The 20,021-nt window shown below is 41.9% G+C and carries 12 protein-coding genes and 2 pseudogenes; 7 read left to right on the forward strand and 7 right to left on the reverse strand.

The window, feature by feature from the left end; all coding sequences use genetic code 11:
* The first annotated feature begins 15 nt into the window (after positions 1–15).
* From Q4533_RS07620 to Q4533_RS07630, 3 genes are all read left to right on the forward strand, one after another.
* Entirely contained in the window at positions 16–3,285 is a 3,270-nt protein-coding gene (locus tag Q4533_RS07620) for an efflux RND transporter permease subunit (protein WP_303502536.1), read from the forward strand.
* Positions 3,282–6,362, forward strand: coding sequence for an efflux RND transporter permease subunit (locus tag Q4533_RS07625; RefSeq protein WP_102438315.1), 3,081 nt, complete (start codon positions 3,282–3,284; stop codon positions 6,360–6,362). The genes Q4533_RS07620 and Q4533_RS07625 overlap by 4 nt, the downstream gene beginning before the upstream one ends.
* 63 nt (positions 6,363–6,425) lie before the next feature.
* Positions 6,426–7,289, forward strand: coding sequence for an MBL fold metallo-hydrolase (locus tag Q4533_RS07630; RefSeq protein WP_303502537.1), 864 nt, complete (start codon positions 6,426–6,428; stop codon positions 7,287–7,289).
* 133 nt (positions 7,290–7,422) lie between these two features.
* On the opposite strand, the gene Q4533_RS07635 is transcribed toward Q4533_RS07630, so the two are convergent.
* The 4 genes from Q4533_RS07635 to Q4533_RS07650 are packed head-to-tail and all read right to left on the reverse strand — an operon-like array spanning position 7,423 to position 12,907.
* The gene (locus Q4533_RS07635; protein ID WP_076537432.1) at positions 7,423–7,596 is read right to left on the reverse strand and encodes a Trm112 family protein; all 174 of its coding nucleotides are present in this window, start codon (positions 7,594–7,596) and stop codon (positions 7,423–7,425) included.
* Entirely contained in the window at positions 7,583–8,590 is a 1,008-nt protein-coding gene (gene lpxK / locus Q4533_RS07640; RefSeq protein WP_102476206.1) for a tetraacyldisaccharide 4'-kinase, read from the reverse strand. The genes Q4533_RS07635 and lpxK overlap by 14 nt, the downstream gene beginning before the upstream one ends.
* On the reverse strand, positions 8,591–10,390 hold the full coding sequence (msbA, locus tag Q4533_RS07645) for a lipid A export permease/ATP-binding protein MsbA (RefSeq protein ID WP_102519644.1): 1,800 nt from the start codon (positions 10,388–10,390) through the stop codon (positions 8,591–8,593).
* Between the two features lie 39 nt (positions 10,391–10,429).
* The gene (locus Q4533_RS07650) at positions 10,430–12,907 is read right to left on the reverse strand and encodes a DNA internalization-related competence protein ComEC/Rec2 (RefSeq protein ID WP_303502538.1); all 2,478 of its coding nucleotides are present in this window, start codon (positions 12,905–12,907) and stop codon (positions 10,430–10,432) included.
* A gap of 28 nt (positions 12,908–12,935) precedes the next feature.
* Here Q4533_RS07650 and Q4533_RS07655 point away from each other — a divergent pair, with 28 nt between their 5' ends.
* Positions 12,936–13,439: a DUF2062 domain-containing protein gene (locus Q4533_RS07655; protein WP_303502539.1), complete on the forward strand. Its 504-nt coding sequence runs from the start codon at positions 12,936–12,938 to the stop codon at positions 13,437–13,439.
* 156 nt (positions 13,440–13,595) lie between these two features.
* Here the strand turns inward: Q4533_RS07655 and Q4533_RS07660 are convergent, their stop codons facing one another.
* Positions 13,596–14,141 (reverse strand): GNAT family N-acetyltransferase, encoded by a 546-nt coding sequence (locus tag Q4533_RS07660; protein ID WP_303502540.1) that lies wholly within the window; start codon positions 14,139–14,141, stop codon positions 13,596–13,598.
* Between the two features lie 84 nt (positions 14,142–14,225).
* Complete coding sequence (locus Q4533_RS07665; protein WP_303502541.1) at positions 14,226–15,131, reverse strand: LysR family transcriptional regulator; 906 nt, start codon at positions 15,129–15,131, stop codon at positions 14,226–14,228.
* Positions 15,132–15,254: 123 nt separating this feature from the next.
* On the opposite strand from Q4533_RS07665, the gene Q4533_RS07670 reads away from it, so the two are divergent.
* The 3 genes and pseudogenes from Q4533_RS07670 (at position 15,255) to gltS (ending at position 19,386) form a co-directional block, all read left to right on the forward strand.
* Positions 15,255–16,253 (forward strand): NADP-dependent oxidoreductase, encoded by a 999-nt coding sequence (locus Q4533_RS07670; protein ID WP_076537421.1) that lies wholly within the window; start codon positions 15,255–15,257, stop codon positions 16,251–16,253.
* A gap of 240 nt (positions 16,254–16,493) precedes the next feature.
* Positions 16,494–17,526 (forward strand): annotated as a pseudogene (locus Q4533_RS07675) (IS110 family transposase).
* A gap of 603 nt (positions 17,527–18,129) precedes the next feature.
* Positions 18,130–19,386, forward strand: a complete 1,257-nt coding sequence (gene gltS / locus Q4533_RS07680; RefSeq protein WP_076537419.1) for a sodium/glutamate symporter — start codon at positions 18,130–18,132, stop codon at positions 19,384–19,386.
* Positions 19,387–19,907: 521 nt separating this feature from the next.
* Here the strand turns inward: gltS and Q4533_RS07685 are convergent.
* Positions 19,908–20,021: pseudogene (locus tag Q4533_RS07685) on the reverse strand (transposase); the annotation flags it as partial.

Raw genomic sequence — 20,021 nt, forward strand, 5'->3', positions numbered from 1 at the left:
AAGGATGCGCCTACTATGTCGATAATTAATACTTCGGTAAAACGTCCTGTGTCAGTGTGGATGTTTATGCTGGCAATCATGCTATTTGGTATGGTCGGATTTACCCGCCTTGCGGTAAAACTGTTACCCGATCTTAGTTACCCAAGCGTCACAGTAAGAACCGCCTATGATGGCGCTGCACCTGTTGAAGTTGAACAGTTAATCTCAAAGCCCATTGAAGAAGCCGTCGGTGTGGTTAAAGGGCTGCGTAAAATTAGCTCTATTTCACGCTCAGGTTTATCAGATGTGGTGCTTGAGTTTGAATGGGGCACCAACATGGATATGGCCAGTTTAGAAGTGCGTGAAAAAATTGATACCATCGAACTGCCACTGGATATCAATAAACCATTATTGCTGCGTTTTAATCCCAACTTAGATCCAATTATGCGTGTGGCGCTGTCAGTACCTGATGCCAGTGAAACACAGCTCAAAAGTATGCGTACTTTTGCAGAAGAAGAACTAAAAAGACGCCTAGAAGCACTATCTGGTGTCGCCGCAGTGAGATTATCTGGCGGCTTAGAGCAAGAAGTTCATATCCTGCTAAATCAACAAAAGCTGCAGCAACTAAACCTTAATGCAGACGATATTAAGCGCCGTATTAATGAAGAAAACATCAATTTATCTGCGGGTAAAGTGATCCAAGGTGACAAAGAGTATTTAGTTCGCACCCTAAACCAATTTAATAACCTAGATGAGTTAAGAAATGTCATTGTCTATCGTGATGGTCAAACCTTAATTCGGCTTGCTGAAGTTGCCGATATTGTTGACGGTTATAAAGAGCGCAGTGATATCACTCGTATTGGACAGGTAGAGTCTATTGAACTGGCAATATATAAAGAAGGTGATGCCAATACCGTATCGGTCGCCAAAAGGCTCAGTGCTGAGCTTGATGAGATTAACAGTGAAGCTGCAGATAATCAGTTAAAGGTTATTTATGACCAATCTGAGTTTATCCAAAGTGCAGTCAGTGAAGTAACCGCCGCCGCGCTGTTTGGCAGCTTGCTTGCTATGTTAGTTATCTACTTATTTTTACGTGACATTATTGCTACCTTAATTATTTCTATTTCCATTCCATTTTCAGTTATTGCTACTTTTAACATGATGTACTTTGCCGATATCAGTCTCAATATTATGTCTTTAGGCGGTATTGCACTGGCCATAGGCTTATTGGTTGATAATGCCATTGTGGTGCTGGAAAATATTGACCGCTATAAAGCGCAAGGGCTTAAAAAAGTTGCTGCAGCGCTTAAAGGCAGTAAAGAAGTGGCAGGGGCAATCTTTGCCTCAACCTTAACCACCTTAGCGGTATTTGTCCCCTTAGTTTTTGTTGATGGTATCGCAGGGGCATTATTTTCAGATCAAGCATTAACGGTAACTTTTGCTTTATTAGCGTCTTTATTTGTTGCACTAACGGCAATACCAATGCTGGCATCAAGACAGGGTTTTAAACAATTACCCATCGAAAATGAGCCGGAAGTAAAAGCCCTGCCAACCACTAAAAAAGCTAAAGCTGTGCATTATCTTAAATTCGTGTTTGGTTTCCCATTTAAGCTATTACTCAGCTATCTACCTAATGCACTATTAAACCTCATTATCATTTCAGCTCGATTCATTTCTTGGGCATTATCATTAGTGATGCGTCCATTAAGTGCTGCATTTAACTTTGGCTACCGTTTTGTTGAAAGCATTTATCACCGGGTATTAGCTCATGCGATGACGCATAAAGCTTTGACTGTCATTATCGCAATCATGCTAACTGTTGGTGCTGGCAGCTTATTCCCAAGACTGGGTGTAGAGCTAATTCCACCAATGAATCAAGGTGAATTCTATGTTGAGATCTTACTGCCACCTGGCACCGCGGTACAAAAAACTGATGCTGTATTAGAGCAACTAGCTTACTCCATTAGTGGTCGAGAAGAAGTAAAACACACCTTTAGCCAAGCAGGCAGTGGCGGCTTAATGACATCTGATACCGCCCGAGGCGGCGAAAACTGGGGGCGGTTACAGGTAGTACTGGCAGATCCTCAAGAGTTTAATGCTGTAGCCAATGACTTAAGGGCCACAGCAAGGCGTATTCCAGCCCTTGATGCCACTATTGATCACCCTGAGCTATTTAGTTTTAAAACCCCATTAGAGATCGAGTTATCAGGTTATGACTTACAGCAACTAAAGCACAGTGGCGAACAGTTGGTATCTGCTTTATCAGAGTCAGCCCGCTTTAGTGATATCAATACCTCACTTCGTGATGGTCAACCTGAGATCAGTATTAGATTTGATCATGCCCGGCTTGCGTCATTAAATTTAGAAGCGCCCACCGTTGCTAATCGTATTGCTCAACGTGTTGGCGGTACCATTGCCAGCCAATATACGGTTCGTGATCGTAAAGTAGATATTTTGGTGCGCAGTGAATTGGACGAGCGAAATAATATCTCAGATATTAACTCATTAATTATTAATCCAAACAGTAAGCACCCAATCCCATTAAGCGCAGTTGCTGATGTGTCTCTGCAAGTGGGCCCCTCTGCCATTAATCGTGTCAGCCAACAACGGGTTGCGATAGTGTCAGCTAACTTAAGTTATGGTGATTTAAGTGAAGCTGTAAAAGAAGCGCAGCAAATTTTAAATCAGCAACAGCTCCCCTCTTCTATCCAAGCGCGCTTTGGCGGCCAAAATGAAGAAATGGAACATTCATTTAAGTCTTTAAAAATCGCCTTGGTATTAGCGGTATTTTTAGTCTACTTGGTGATGGCGAGTCAGTTTGAATCCTTATTACATCCATTACTTATTCTGTTTGCTGTGCCTATGGCCGTTGGCGGCAGTATTATTGGCTTGTTTATTACTGGTACCCATATCAGCGTAGTCGTGTTTATCGGCTTAATTATGCTGGCAGGTATTGTGGTCAATAATGCCATTGTATTGGTTGATAGAATTAACCAACTGCGTAAAGAAGGTCATGATAAAGAAGTCGCTATAAGCACTGCAGCTAAATCTCGATTACGCCCAATAATGATGACCACCATGACCACCACCTTAGGCTTGTTGCCAATGGCAATAGGTGTCGGTGATGGTAGTGAAATCCGTGCGCCGATGGCAATAACGGTGATCTTTGGTCTTGGCTTATCTACCATGCTGACCTTATTGGTTATTCCTGCCCTATACGGTTTATTTGATAAAAAAAACTATCAACAAACCGCAATTAATCAAACCAAAAGCACTGAGTCTTTAGATTTGGAGACTCAATTATGAACCTAACAAAACTAGCCATTAAAAGGCCTGTCACCACCAGTATGTTTTTTTTGGCCATCTTACTATTTGGTTTAGCCTCTAGTCGATTATTGCCATTAGAAATGTTTCCCGGCATTGATATTCCGCAAATTCAGGTTAACGTGCCCTATAAAGGCTCTACCCCTGCAGAAGTGGAACGAGAGATAACCCGCGTATTAGAAGAGTCGCTAGCCACCATGAGTGGTATTGAAGAGGTCCGCTCAAACTCTTCTCAAGATGGTGCTAACATTCAGCTAAATATGAAATGGGGCGAAGATGTCGCCACAAAAAGCTTAGAAGCACGGGAAAAAATTGATTCGGTAAGACACCTGCTACCTAAAGATGTGGAACGGGTTTTCATTCAGCAATTTTCTACCGCTGATATGCCCGTGTTAACGATTCGAATCTCCAGTGAACGTGAGTTATCAAATGCTTTTGATCTGTTAGACAAACAACTTCGCAAGCCGCTTGAGCGTATTGAAGGGGTCTCAAAAGTCACCTTGTATGGGGTTGATCAAAAGCAAATTGAAATAAGACTAGATGCCGACAAACTTGCTGCATCTGGCATTAATCCAGCTCAGTTGCAGCAACGTTTACAACAAGAAAACTTTGTCATTAGTGCTGGCACACTTAGAAATAATAATCAGGTGTTTCAGGTATCGCCCAAGGGAGAGTTTTTATCACTTGAAGATATCAAGGCAGTAAAGCTTAATAGCACCACTTCTGTTGGTGATATTGCCTCAGTCAAATTTACCCTCCCTGAAGCCTTTGAAGGGCGTCATTTAGACCAAAAATACGCTGTTGGTTTAGATGTGTTTAAAGAATCAGGCTCAAATTTAGTCGATGTATCTGAACGAGTGTTAGCCGTTATTGAAAAAACGAAACAAGATCAGCAATTTCAAGGCATCAAGTTATTCGTCATGGAAGATCAAGCTTATGGAGTTAAGTCATCACTGCAGGATTTATTGTTATCTGGCTTACTGGGTGCGCTGCTTTCTTTTGGGGTATTGTATTTATTTTTACGTAATTTAAAGATGACGTTAGTGGTCGTGTCATCGGTGCCAATTTCCCTTTGTATGACATTAGCTGGGATGTATTTTCTTGGTTACAGCTTAAATATTCTGTCGATGATGGGATTATTACTGGCTGTAGGCATGTTAATTGATAACGCCGTGGTGGTGACCGAAAGCGTGTTACAACAAAAGCAAAAAATTGCGTTATCAGATGATGGCGCTGCAACTGAAATAACAACAGCGGCCAATGAAAAAGCGGTACTTACTGGGGTAGAGAAAGTCGCCCTAGCCGTCTTGGCGGGCACATTAACCACAGCTATCGTGTTTTTACCTAACATTGTCGGGGTTAAGGTCGAGCTAACGATTTTCCTTGAGCATGTGGCCATTGCGATTTGCATTTCGTTAGCGGCATCATTACTGGTTGCTAAAACCTTAATCCCATTAATGCTTACTAAGTTTGATTTTCATATTGAGACCGAAGCTAAAGTCTCTAAGTTACAGCAGCTTTATCAACGCAGCCTAACCTGGGTACTGGCTCACTCAAAGCTATCAGGGGTTATTGCAGTGGTCATTTTAGTCTCTACCGCATTACCCTTAAGTTTAGTAAAACAAGATCAATCAGAAGGCGAAGGCAAAGATCGCCTCTACATTAATTATCAATTAGAAGGTCGCCACAATTTAAAAGTCACTGAAGCGATGATCAATCAAATGGAAGATTATCTTTATGCCAATAAAGAGGCCTTTATGATTGATTCTGTTTACAGTTATTACTCAGCAGACAATATTCAAACCACGCTACTACTGCAAAAAGATATTGAAACGCCAATGTCTGAATTGAAAGAAACCATACGTGAAGGTTTCCCTAAATATGCCGCAGCCAAGCCACAATTTGGTTGGGGCAATGAAAACTCAGGCTTAAGAGTCACCTTAACCGGTCGCTCGACCTCAGAGTTAATTCGCTTAAGTGAACAAGTCGTACCTCTGCTTAGCGCCATTGAAGGGCTTGAAGATGTGCGCTCTGAAGTCAGTTCTGCTCAGCAAGAAGTGGTGATTACAATCGATCGTGAAATGGCGGCAAGATTAGATTTAAAACTTAACGAAATCGCCTCTCACATTTCCATGGCGCTACGCGGTGCACCGCTTCGTTCTTATAGGCATGATCCTAATGGCGAATTACGCATTGAGCTCGCCTATGATAAAAGCTGGCAGCGATCATTAGAGCAGCTAAAACAATTACCGATCATTCGTAAAGGTGAGCGCCTATATAGCTTAGATAATCTCGCCAATATTAAGATACAGCCCCGCTTTGATACCATACGCCACTTTAATCGCCAAACTGCGCTGTCGATTGGCGCAAACGTGAATGACATTACCACTGAAGAAGCCCAAGAGCAGATTGAAAAGGTAATGGCCAATGTCAACTTCCCTTATGGATATGACTACTCGCTACGTGGCGGGTTTGAGCGTCAAGATGAAGAGCAATCCGTCATGGCAGTAAATATGATTTTGGCATTAATCATGATTTATATTGTGATGGCTGCCTTATTTGAATCACTGTTATTACCAACCGCCATTATCAGTTCAATCTTGTTCTCTATCACTGGGGTATTTTGGGCACTGTGGATTTCAGCAACACCTATGTCGGTAATGGCAATGATAGGGATCCTTATCTTAATGGGTATCGTAGTAAACAATGGCATTGTTTTGGTTGACCAAATAAATCAAAAAACGCCTAAATTAACCGATTTATCTGAATCTATCTTAGCCATCTGTATTACCCGTTTACGCCCGGTATTGATGACGGTTGCTACCACAGTGTTAGGCTTAGTGCCTTTAGCAATGGGCGACACTCAAATTGGCGGCGGAGGACCACCTTATTCGCCAATGGCAATCGCCATTATTGGCGGACTGTCGTTCTCAACTGTTACCAGTTTGTACTTGGTGCCGCTTTGTTATCAGGCGCTTTATCGCATACGTTATCAGTCATCGATAAAATTAGCTTCTGCAGACAAACGAGCCAAAAAGCTGCTACCTTGGACAGTGTAATAAGGATGCAAGCAAGCGCAACATTAAGCGATTAATGAGGCGCTTTACATTAAAGGACGACAAATGAAGCATAAAATTAAAACAAGTTTACTGGCATTATCACTAATAACATCTAGCGCTGTGGCTGATGATGACCGCTTCAAAGATGTACAAATTAGCTCAACACAACTCAGTGACACTGCTTATATGTTTGTGGGATCTGGCGGTAATATTGGCGTGTCAGCCGGCAGTGATGGCATATTGATAATCGATGATCAATTTGCGCCGCTGGCGAACAAAATTAGCCAATCATTAAATAAAATCCAGCCCGGCAGCCCCAAGTATGTCATCAATACCCACTATCATGGGGATCATACTGGGGGTAATGCCCACTTTGGTGAGCAAGCGATTATTTTTGCCCATGACAATGTACTAACTCGGCTCAGCGCCGATAAAAATACGCCAAAATCTGCGCTACCTGTTGTCACCTACGCGACTGATATATCAATTCATTTTAACAAGGATACTTTGGTGGTGAAGCACCTCGGGCCTGGCCATACTGACGGGGATAGTGTTGTGATGTGGAAAAATGCCAACATTGTGCACATGGGGGATTTGTTTTTTAAAGACCGTTTTCCATATATTGATTTAAAGGGCGGCGGATCTGTACTTGGCTATCGTGACAATGTCGCTAAATTACTCGCATCAATGGATAATGACACCCAAGTGATCCCAGGTCATGGTGCACTTGCTAATAAAGATGATCTCATGAAATTTAAGCATATGCTGGATCATTCCATTAATTGGATGAACAAGAATATCCAAGAAGGCCACTCGTTAGCCAATATTCAAGCGAAAGGAATGCATAAGAAATGGAAAAATTGGAGCTGGAATTTCATATCCGAAGAAAAATGGATTGATACTCTTTATCAAGGACTGAAAAAATAGCGTAAAACTTTCCTATATTGGCTGCTAACACTGTATTTATCAGCGCAATATAGTGATGCAAACTAGGATATAAACTAGGATATAAACAGCCATAAAAAAGCGCCATTAAGGCGCTTTTTCGATAACAATCAAATTACGACTCGATTGGCTCAGCTCTATTTTCCAGCAACACTGGAATACCTTCAGTAATTGGGTAAGCTAATTTATCTGCTTTACAAATCAATTGGTCGGCTTCTTTATCGAATTCTAATTTACCCTTACAAACAGGGCAAGCCACAATCTCAAGTAATTTTTTATCGAACGCCATGGAGGTTTCCTTGTTTATCTTTTATGACTTGGTTAAGTCTATTCAAAAAAGCGGTATCAAATTCAGTATTAAGCTTCGCATTTACAGGCAAATACCACCAGTTATCTTGTGCAAAATCGCGACATTTAACCGCATCTTTCTCGGTCATGATCAATGGATGCTGCTTTGAGAGCTGTTTCAGTTCATTTTCATCAAATGCTTGATGATCTTCAAAAGCTTTAGTCTCAGCAAGGCTAAACCCTTGCAATGATAAGCTGTCAAAAAAACGTTGAGGGTTACCAATACCTGCCATTGCAATAGCAGCTTGTGGTTGCCATTGCTGAGTTGAATTGGGTTTTACAGGCTTAAGGGCTGCTGGCGTTAAACTCATCGCCACTTCATTGCCTTGCACTACACCGCCATTATTTAATACCCAATCAATGCTATTTAAACGCCATAAACCTTCACGTAACGGGCCTGCAGGTATTAAGCATTGATTACCATAACGGCGCTGACCATCAACAATATTGATCTCAATATCACGTGCAAGCGCGTAATGCTGTAAGCCATCATCACTAATAATCACATCTACATTGGTTTCACTCAGTAACTGTTTTGCAGCGTCAATGCGTTTCGCCCCGACCACCATAGGAACTTGTGTTCGAGCCACAATCATTGCTGGTTCATCACCCACATCTGCGGCGTTATCGGTTGCTTTGACGGTTTTTACCCCATCAATATTGACACCATAACCACGACTGATCACCCCAGGGGTGAAGCCTTGCTGACGTAATAAGTTAATCAAGTAAATAACCGTTGGGGTTTTACCACTGCCACCAGCGGTAATATTGCCAACAATCACCACAGGGACATCCAATACTTGCGCTTGTTTAAAACCAAGTTTAAATGCCCAGCGCCTGACACTGGATATCAACCCAAATAGTGCACTCAGTGGTAATAATAACCACTTAGCGCGGTGTCCTTGGTACCAAATTTTATTGACTAGCGCCTGCATTTAACTACCAAATTGCATTTGATATAAGTTAGCGTACATGCCCTCTTTTGCCACTAAGTCGCTGTGAGTACCACGCTCAACTACTTGGCCTTGATCGATAACTAAAATCTCATCAGCACTTTCAATGGTTGATAAACGGTGGGCAATCACAATCGAGGTACGATTATGGCGCAAGTTATCAAGACCTTGCTGAATCGCTTTTTCTGATTCAGTATCAAGGGCTGATGTTGCTTCATCTAATATTAATACTGGCGCGTCACGCAACATCGCCCGAGCGATAGCAATACGTTGACGTTGGCCACCCGACAGCAATACGCCATTCTCACCCACCTGAGTATCTAACCCCTCAGGTAAATTTTCGATAAATTCCATCGCATGAGCTAGGGTTGCAGCTTGTAAAATTTGTTCGCGAGTGGCTTCACCTGGATAAGCATAAGCAATGTTATTAGCTATAGTGTCGTTAAATAAAGTAACTTGCTGTGATACTAACGCCACCTGATTACGTAATGACTTTAATTTGTAATCATAAATATCAACGTCGTCTAAGGTAATTTGCCCTTCTGACACGCCGGTATAGAAACGGGTGATTAAGCTGGCAATGGTTGATTTACCCGAACCACTGCGTCCAACAAGGGCAATGGTTTTACCCTGCTTCACTTCAAAATCAACATGAGTTAAGGCTGGTTTTTCTTGCTCAGGATAACTAAAGGTAACGTTATTGAATTTTAAATTACCTTTAACGCGCTGAGTTTCAAATTCACCCGTATCGGCTTCAGGTGCTGTATCTAGCAGTTCAAAAACTGTGGTACATGCGGCAATACCACGTTGAAATTCAGCATTCACACGGGTTAAATTTTTAATCGGCTGAAGCATTGCCATCATCGCGCCCAAAATGGCCGCAAATGTGCCTGCGGTTAAATCGGCTTTTAAGCTTGGGAATGTGGCGGCGTACAATACAAACGCTAACGCAAATGAACCGATGATCATAATAACCGGTTGACTAACGGCTTGAGCTACAGCAAGTTTCATATTTTGCTTGCGGTTACCCTCATTAACTTTTTGAAAGCGCTCGACTTCAGTCTTTTGTCCACCAAACGCCAACACATTCTTATGACCTTTAATCATTTGCTCAGTGGTTGCGGTGACATTGCCCATGGCTGCTTGGATGCGTTTAGAGACTTTTCTGAAACGCTTACTCACAACGCTAATCACTATCCCCATTAATGGGCCAATGACTAGGATGCACATGGAAAGTTTCCAAGAATAGATGAACATGATAGCTAACATACCAATGACGGTAATAGAGTCACGTACAATAGAGATTAACGCACTGCCTGATGCACGGGCAATTTGTTCGGTATCAAAGGTCACTCGAGAAATGAGGTTTCCACTATTTTCGCGATCGATATAGCTTACAGGCAAACGCAAATAATGCTCAAACACTTGCTGACGCATATCCATGATTAATCTCGAGCTCATGTAAGACACACAATAAGTCGACACGAAATTGGCTAAGCCACGTAGGGTAAACATTCCAATAACCACTAGCGGTGCCATGATCATAATATTGTTATTGGAATTAAAGCCGCCGTGACTCGGCACTTCTACGCCCGCGACCACTGACGGAGTTTGACTAAAGCCTTCGTCAATAAATGGTTTGATGAAGTAAATGAATGCAGCGTCAACCAAGCCGTAGGTCAATAATGCCAATACAGCTAACAGAAACATCCCTTTCATTGGGACAAGATAAGTTAGAAGGCGCTTAAAGACGCTCGACATTTCGTTATTAGTTGTTGTCATTGATTACATTAATACTCGAATTGCTAACAAAGGCGTATTCTACTCTGGTTTAACTTGGACACCAAATCTAAACAAGTTGTTATACCAAAATGGCTCAATAACTGTACGATACGGTCGAATTTTATAACTTTGACGTTTAAAATCTATACTAAGCTGGCCTGTTTCGCCACTGACAAGCGTGGTAACACCATGGGTTTTATAGCGCTCAACAACGTCATGTTTAGGAAAACCATACTGATTAGCAAAACCCGCAGTAAAAATTGCCTCGCTGGGATTAACGGCCGCAATAAACTCTGCAGACGATGAAGTACGACTGCCATGATGTGGCACAAGTAGGATATCAGCATCCAGTAAAGAGCCGCTTTGTATCAGCCGCTGTTCAGTTTGTTTCTCAATATCACCGGCCAGTAAAACACGGTTATTGCCATCATCAATATGCACAACACAAGACTGGTTATTATCACTTTTTGCTGCCATGTTACTGGTTAAAGTAATGGCTAAATTAAACCAATTAAACCTCCTATCATCGCATTGCTTTTGAGTTTTATCGGCTAGTTGCGCATCAAACTGCACTGTATTGGTTATATCAGTTTGCTGGTACTTATCGATATTACTGATAATAGTTAGCTTACTGAAATGCTTAAGTAGTTCATTTACCCCACCAGCATGATCATTATCGTCATGGCTGATAATTAAATAATCTAGCTCAGTCACACCTTTAGCCATTAATGTGGGTATCACCACTCTTTGGGCGTAACTAAAATTGTCACCATAAGCCGCGCCAGTGTCATAAAGTATGCCTTTATGACCTTGTTGTAATAGCACCGCCATGCCCTGACCCACATCTAATACATGCATTTGCCACAACAGCTTAGTCGATAGGGGTTGAGTATTATCTTTGATAAAGCCATATACCTGAAACATAAAAGGCAGCGCCATTAATCCAAAGCATACTCGCCAATGGGTGTCGCTAGCCCACCTAAATAGAAACAGTCCTAAGGCAAGTAATAGTAAACTGACTGTCAGCGCATCTGAAAGGTGAAATTGAGCCAAGGGTAACTGCCCACTTAGGCTTAACAGGTAGTAAAAAGGGGCAAGGCTATGATCAGTAAGCCACAATAATGTGCTAACTATTGCATCACTTATAAACTCAGGTGCAGGTAACAGCATAAAGACACTATTTAGCAATAAAGCCAACATACACAGCGGAATAACAATGACACTAAACCATGGCACCATCAAAAAGTTAATCCAAATACTGTGGATTGAAATACTACCAAATAACAGCGCTTGTATTATCCCGAGACCGATAAATAAGCGCCACTGAATCGCCCAAAAATTAATTAGAAAACCCATCAAATTTGACTTAAGCTGACTCAAACGCCGCAATCCTCGAGCCCTTAAGCTATCATCTTGCTGAATTTGAACATCCGTTAACTCGACAGCTGTGTTCAATTGCTGGGGATTTAACTCCGTTGTGGATTTAACCCCAAGATAGTCGATGGTAAATAAAATTATTGCCAATGCGCTAAAGCTAAGCCAAAAACCAGCACTTAAACTGGCAAAAGGGTCAAATACCAACACCGCAAATAAAGCCCATATCAAGCGCTGCCAAGTCGAGGCGTGTTGTCTAAATACGGTTAGCAACACAATCATTAACAGCATCATCAATGCCCGCTGAGTGGATATAGCCATCCCAGCTAAATAACCATAACCTGCAGCAACCATTGCTGCCATTAATACCGCCAAGATGAGATTACGCCGAGAGGATGTTGCCATGAAATTTAACAATAACAGCCTAAATAAACTCCAGCTAAGACCAAACACTACAGATAAATGTAACCCTGAAATCGCAACTAAATGACCTGTGCCCGTTGATCTTAACGCCTGCCATTGCTCGGTAGAAATGTCAGTTTTATCGCCAAACAACAACGCATTAATGATGGGATAATGGCTTAAATGTTGTAATTTCGGTTTGAAATCACTAATTACTCTTTGCCTTAAAGACAATTTATAATCGATAAGCTGTGACTGTTTAACACTGCCTTTTGCGACAATGTGTTGGCTTAATAAATATTTTTGTTGATTAAAACCACCTTGGTTAATCGGGCTGGTAATGGGCTTCATTCTGGCGTCAAACGCCCATACCTGCCCAACTTTTACCTCAGGCGCTTGTTGCCAATTAAGTCTATAGTATCGCTTGTAAAGCGAATGTTGCGCTGATAGTAAAACAACATTAAAGCTTATCCAGTCGCTGTTTTTGCTAACTAGTGATACTATCTGTGCCTTAAATTGTTTTCTGACTGGATGTTCAGCTTCTTGATGTGAAAATAATGAATAAAAACAAATGGAAACCCAAAAGACACCTAAAAGGCAGCCACTGATGAATGGCCACCTCTTTAACGTGAGTACCCCAATAACAAACATTAAAACCGCTAGCGATATTGGAAGTAAACTTGGCAATAAATTGCTAAATAGGACGCTAGCGCAAAATCCATAAACAAATCGATTTATCATCGGTTAATTAAAGACAGTAATCGCATATATGCCAAAAAAATTATTACAAAAATTTATGCCGAAGCCTGAGACTTTACGTAACAATAAATATTTACGTATTTTTGGTGGTTTGCTGGATAAACCAAATTTATGGACCCTCAACCGAAAATCGGCTCCGGGGTCCTTTGCGGTGGGCTTATTTGTCGCTTGGTTACCATTTCCTTTTCAAATGGTTATTGCTGCAGGCATGGCGATATTTTTTAACGTCAATATCCCATTGGCAGTGGCATTAGTTTGGATAACAAACCCGTTTACCATGCCATTTATGTTTTATGCTGCCTATATTTTAGGAGCAAAAATTCTTGGCCATAACACTGCTCATTTCAATTTTGAAGCCAGCTGGCAATGGGTTGAAAGCTCTATCAGTACCGTAGGGCCGCCATTTTTACTGGGTTGCATTATACTCGGTGCAATATTTGCCTTTATCGGTTTCTTTGTGATTAAGAGCTTATGGAAGTACTCGATTTTATTTAAATGGAATAAAAGAAACTAATCACACAACTGTTCGCCCTAGTGAGTAAAATCGAATTACCAATAAAAAAGTCAGCTTTGTGCTGACTTTTTGCTTTTAAAGCTCAGGTTTAGATTTGAGTTATCGACCACACTCTACCGATAGCGACAACAATAACGATTGTGATAAATACCGTTATTAAGACTGCTGAAAATACTCCTGTTGCAACAGTGCAAAGCCGCACTCATCGCTCCACTTCCCTTTAAAAAATATATTCTTTAAGTAATGGGCCTCTTTTCGAAATCCAAGCCTTTCTAGTAACGCTATTGATGCTAGGTTCTCGGCATCAGTTATCGCCGTTATGCGATGTTTGTTTAAGCTGACAAACAAATAATCAATCACTGCTGCCAGTGCTTCAGTAGCAAAACCTTGCTGCTGATACTCTCTCGCTATGGTAAAACCAAGCTCCATCTGCATATCGTCGACAAAATGCACTGCTACATCGCCTACTAGCTGTTGGCTTTTATCGACAATAGCTAGCTGAAACCAGTTACCAGCAACACCAAACAAACCATAATCCATACTGGTAAACAGCGCCTTGGCATCTTCGAGCTGATAATCATCCCAGCTTTGATATTTCGCAATCACAGGATCGGCTCGATAAGCTACAAATGCCGCTAAATCATCGGCTTGAAAAGCGCGGAGCGTCAGCCTTGTGGTTACTATTGTTGGTGTTGCAATCATTACTAATGATACTCTTGATGTAGACACTGTCATAACAGCCAATATTTAAACATGCTAGCTGCTTTGAATATTACATAAACTAAGTTATTTAGCGTGTTTAATCCTAGCCACTAAAAAATCTACCGCCGCTTTGACCTTAGGGACATGATAGCGCTGCTTTTGATAAATAAGATATACCCCGAAATCATTACTTTGACTGGCTGATAATGGCGGCTCAAACTGTAATTCAGTCAGCTGATTAGATTCAAAAAATGGTGCTAGCACCCAGCGCGGCATCATCACTATGCCTTGATGTTGCAGCGCTTTATCGATTAACCACTCACCAGCATTACTGATCGCCTCAACAGGGGCTGATACATCATGCCACTGGCCATTAATTTTACTTAGCCACGGCACGCGGCCTTTTGGCGAGCGATAATATAAGCCTTTATGTTGTTTAAGCTCATTTGGGTGTAAAGGTACGCCATAGTCCGCTAGATACTGCTGGGTCGCTGCTGGTACAAACTGGTTGTCCATTAACCTTATCGCCACTACGCGATCATTAGGGGCATAACCACCACGAATGGCAATATCCACATCATCACGTCCAACAGACGACAGTTCATCGCTGAGCTCAATATCTAAAATCACTTTGGGATATAACCTTGAGAACTCATCCATCAATGGCAGCAGCTGTTCACGGCCAAAGCCAACCATGGCACTAATGCGTAATTTCCCCATAGGTTCAGTTTGATAACTTCTCACCGCCTCATTGCTTTGTTCAAGCTGATTTAGCAAGCTTGATACTTGCTGATAATATTCTCGGCCAATCTCAGTCAAACTGACGGCGCGGGTTGAACGCTTTAATAACGTCGCCCCAAGGGAGTTTTCAAGATCTGCAACCCGTCTTGATAATGATGATGCCGGTACAGAAAAAGCCTTAGCCGCTTGGGTAAAGCTGCCTAACTCCACCACTTTCACAAAATATTTAAGCGCCCGTAATTGATCCATCAAAGCCTCATTATTGTTTTTAAAGCAATAAAGTATCGCTTTTTAGCTACTATATCTTATCAAAAAGAAAAGCAATAATGCATTCAATAGCAAAATTGATAAAAATAAAGACAAGGAACAACAATGAGCACATTTACCGCCATCAACTTAGTAAAGCGTCCACAAGGTGGCCCAATCACCGCTGATATTTTTGAAGTGGTACAAAAGCCAATGCCAACCGTGAACCCAGGCGAGATTTTAGTAAAACAAAATCATATGTCATTAGACCCTGCCATGTTTGGTTGGATGCAACCTGATACTGACAGCTATATTCCGCCAGTGAACTTAGGTGAAGTAATGCGCAGTAGCGGTGTCGGTGAAGTCGTTGAAAGCCATCACCCCGATTTTAAAGTTGGCGATCGCGTGATGGGCATGATGGGCTGGCAAGAATATTTTCACAGTAATGGTCAAGGCTTAAACAAAGTTGATGCGCCATTACCAGACGAAGCAATACTGTCTGTATTTGCGCTACCGGGATTAACCGCCACTCAAGGCCTATTTAATGTCGGTAAGCCCAAAGCTGGCGAAACCATTATTGTTACCGGCGCTGCGGGGTCTGTTGGCTCAATTGTTGGTCAACTTGCTAAAGCAGATGGCCTAACGGTTATTGGGGTAGTTGGTAGTGATGAAAAAGCAGATTGGATTGTCAATGAACTTGGTTTTGATTCAGCCATTAACTACAAAACCGATGATCTTGAAGCCAAACTTGCACAATGTGCCCCAAATGGCATCGACTTATTCTTTGAAAATACCGCAGGCCCAATCCAAAGCCTAATTATCGATAAAATGAACCCACATGGCCGTGTCATGGTTTGTGGTTTAATTGCTGACTACAGCAGCCAAACACCAGCACCTGGCCCTAGCTGGATGAACATTTTAAAAAGACGCCTCACGATTCAAGGCTTCACAATGCCAGATCACTTTGGTGAAGTGCCAAGCTTATTGGCTAAGCTCACCCCTTATGTACTGCAAGGTAAAATCAAACACCGCGCCCACGTACTTAATGGCTTAGAGTCATCAATTGACGGATTGAACTTATTCTTCTCTGGTGCCAACAAAGGCAAATTGATGGTTAAGCTTTAATAGGCTTCAGTGCCAACGCTGACAAGCGTTAGGGTTAAAGCAACAAAAAGGTATTAATGCAGTGGCATTAATACCTTTTTATTTTGTCATCTTCTCCTAATTCCACCGAGAATTACTGCACCTACCTCAGCGTAAAATACAATAGCCAATTAAAATGGGTGATGAGATGGACGCTCCCTATTCCGGCGTCAATGCGCCAAACTGATGTTGAACCATTCAGTTACATAAGGAGCGTCCACTATGAAAGTTACCACTATTGCTATCGATTTGGCAAAAAATGTCTTCAACGTTCTCGGCATGGATGTACACGCTAAACAGCTTTTTAATAAACGACTTAACCGTATTCAACTTGTCGAGTTCATGCAGCTTCAACCGCCTTGTGATGTGATATTTGAAGCTTGTTATTCTGCACATTACTGGGGAAGAAAATTCAACAGTATGGGGCATCACGTCAAACTCATCCCCCCACAGCATGTGACTCCTTTTGTGCGTGGCAATAAAAACGACAAAAATGATGTCATGGCTATTTTTGAAGCCAGTTTGAGACCCCATATTCGCTTTGTCCCTGTAAAAACAGAAGAGCAACTGGAAGTATTAATGCTTCATCGAGTCAGAGAGCGCTTAGTTCGACAAAGAACCGCCTGTACAAATCAAATTCGTGGCGTATTAGTTGATTTTGGCATCTGCTTCCCTCAAGGCTATAGCGCGTTTGAGCTGGCAATGTGGGACATTATGAATGATGACCATCAACGCCCGTTAATTAAGCTGATGGCGAATGATTTCTGGGACGAGTATCAAGTATTGACCAAACGTCTGAAACAAATTAACTCACTGATAGAACAACTTGCCATGCAAGATCCTAATGGCAGTATTTTACTCAGCATTCCAGCTGTAGGACCTATTATCGCTTCCGCTTTTGCGGCTTCAATCGGCTCAGGTCAAGCCTTTAATAGCCCAAAAGAACTGGCTGTCTGGTTGGGGTTAACCCCAAAACAATTTGCTTCAGGTACTAAAAGCGTCCATTCAGGAATAACCAAGCGAGGTGACGGCTATCTGCGTAAGCAACTGATACACGGCGCAAGAACCGTCGTTAGCCACGCAAGCAAAAAACAAGATGACTTAAGCATGTGGATAAACCAGCTTAGGACTCGAAAAACCATGTGTTGTACTGTGGTGGCTACAGCCCATCGCTTAGCAAGGTTGATGTGGATATTACCGCAAAAACAAAACCCCGTATCAGCCTCAGTATGGTGCCTATCATGTTGCATGTTAAAACCGTTGTCGCTATCTTGCACAGCTCGGTCTGGCCAAGGGTATTTAACCCGAGTGGGTGATATGAGTGGCAAGATAGCACATTAATAACTCACCAGGGTTGTTGTAAACGATGAAGTAATGGCTCAGTCCAACCAATGTAAGCCAGAAAAGGCCAAGGATGAACTTAATCCGAATGGGTGTTTCACAATTAAACGGCGCAGTGGTACGGAATTCATTAGGGGCACAGCTACACTGTTAAGCCCGTATATATGGCAGTACAACCACTTTAAGCGGTACATGAGTGACATCAATAACAACAGCAAGTGTGAATAGTTTAGAAGAAAACCAAGGTCAAAAGCCTTCGGTAGGCAGACTATTGTCTTGACTCACCGGGAGCGTCCATATATGGCCATGTTATTGTTAACACAATCACAAAATAAGCCCGCAATGCATTATCAGCCATACAAGTGTAAAGCTCAGTGTATGCAGAGGAATATGCATAACTCGTCACTGTTACTCCTTTGCCCTTTTAGCCAGACAATCTAGAATACAGTAACCCGATTGGGCTAACTCAGTAAAATTGAGTACAATCGACCTTTTTTTGACAAGGATAAACTCTCCAATGGAACCAAATGTAATTCATGAAGCAGCTAAGCAACTGGTCCCAGTGCAAGCCTTTCTGGCTTTTACTTTGGCTATCACTGCTTTATTTATGGGGAAATTCATCATTTCCAAAAGTGCTGTATTGCAAAAGTATAGTATTCCAGAGCCAGTCGTTGGCGGCTTTTTCTGCGCCAGTATCGTCGGTATTTTGTATTACGCCTTTAATATCCAAGTTCAATTTGAACTAGACGTGGCCGATATACTATTGCTCTACTTTTTTGCGGGGATTGGCCTAAAAGCCGACTTTGCCACCCTTATCAAGGGGGGGAAACCTTTATTAGTACTATTGCTGCTTGCCGGTTTATACATTTTTTTGCAAAACCTGTTAGGCATCAGTGTTGCCACGCTATTTGGCTTTGACCCCAAGGCGGGTTTAATGTCTGGCTCAATTTCACTCACTGGGGGAGTTGGCACCGCAATGGCGTGGGGCCCAACCTTTGTTAACGATTTGGGTATTGCCAATGCCTTAGAGCTAGGACTTGCGTCCAATACCTTAGGCTTAATTGCAGCGTGTTCGGTTGGCGGTCCCATTGCTGCTTATTTAATGAAACGCCATAAACTAACCGGTAACCATGATAGCGAACTGGATATAGGTACCACTCACAAAGACGGTGACAAAGGGCTACAAGTTGATTACTTTGGTGTTTTAAGGGCTTGGTTATTCTTAAATTTATCCCTTATCGGGGGGCATTTCATCAATGCAGCCTTAACCGATCTAGGTTTAAAATTACCCATGTTTGTGGCCTGCTTGTTAGCCGGTATCCTTATTGGGAACAGCTTAAAGATTTACGTATTACGAAAGAACAGTACTAAATTATTAAATAATGTACGTGATGGTGAAAAAGGCCTGACATTAATTCAAGATATTTGTTTAGGCATGTTCTTAACCATGGCCTTAATGGGCTTAAAGGTATGGGAGCTAGAAGGCAGCTTCTTCTACATCCTCGTGATCATTGGTCTACAAGTACTGATGTCGGTGCTTTACACGATTTTTGTGGTGTTTCGAGCCATGGGTAAAGATTACGAAGCTGCGGTGATTTGTGCCGGCTTTGGGGGGGTGACATTAGGCTCCACGGCAACAGCCATCGTGAACATGACGGCTGTAACCCAACAACACGGCGCCGCCCATCGGGCCTTTATTATTTTACCGCTGGTCTGTGGTTTCTTTATCGATATCGTAAATGCCTTGTGGATTAACTTTTTTGCCTACTACTAATCATCAGCTAACACACATTTCTCTGATTTAACTTCACGGCCTTGTTCACTGCAAGGCCGTTTCTTTATTTCTAAACGCCAGCCAAGCCAGTCAACAACACGCAAGTGAGTTGCTAAAATCTAATTAATTAAAAAGCCACCCATTAATTAATTAAAAAGCCACCCATTGTTAATTAAAAAGCCACCCATTATTTAGAAGTTATAACATAACGCCTTTCGATTTGAGTTGCTAACACCTACATTCATTAACTGATGTGATTATTCCAGCCAAAGGACTAAATACTTCATCATTAATCACCAAAAATTAATTAACAATAATTAACAAAGCCACCCATTATTTTGAAGTTATAACATATCGCCTTTCGTTTTGAGTTGCCAACACCTACATTTATTTACTGATGGACGATCCCTGTCAAAGGACTGAATATTTCATCATTAATCGCCAAAATTAACTCATAAACTAAATTCAATCCAGCAGAAAAAAGTGGGAAATGCTTTTATTTGAAATTAAGAAATGGTGTATTAAGCGCACAACCAGCGCTGACAGTTAGCTGCACCTTGTCGTCGTTTTAGGTCTAAATGCTCACAATAATCTGTTAATGCAGGCAACGCCCCCACCGCACCTTTGAATAAAGC

Source organism: Shewanella sp. 6_MG-2023 (assembly GCF_030547195.1).
In the GTDB taxonomy this organism is placed as follows: Bacteria; Pseudomonadota; Gammaproteobacteria; order Enterobacterales; family Shewanellaceae; genus Shewanella.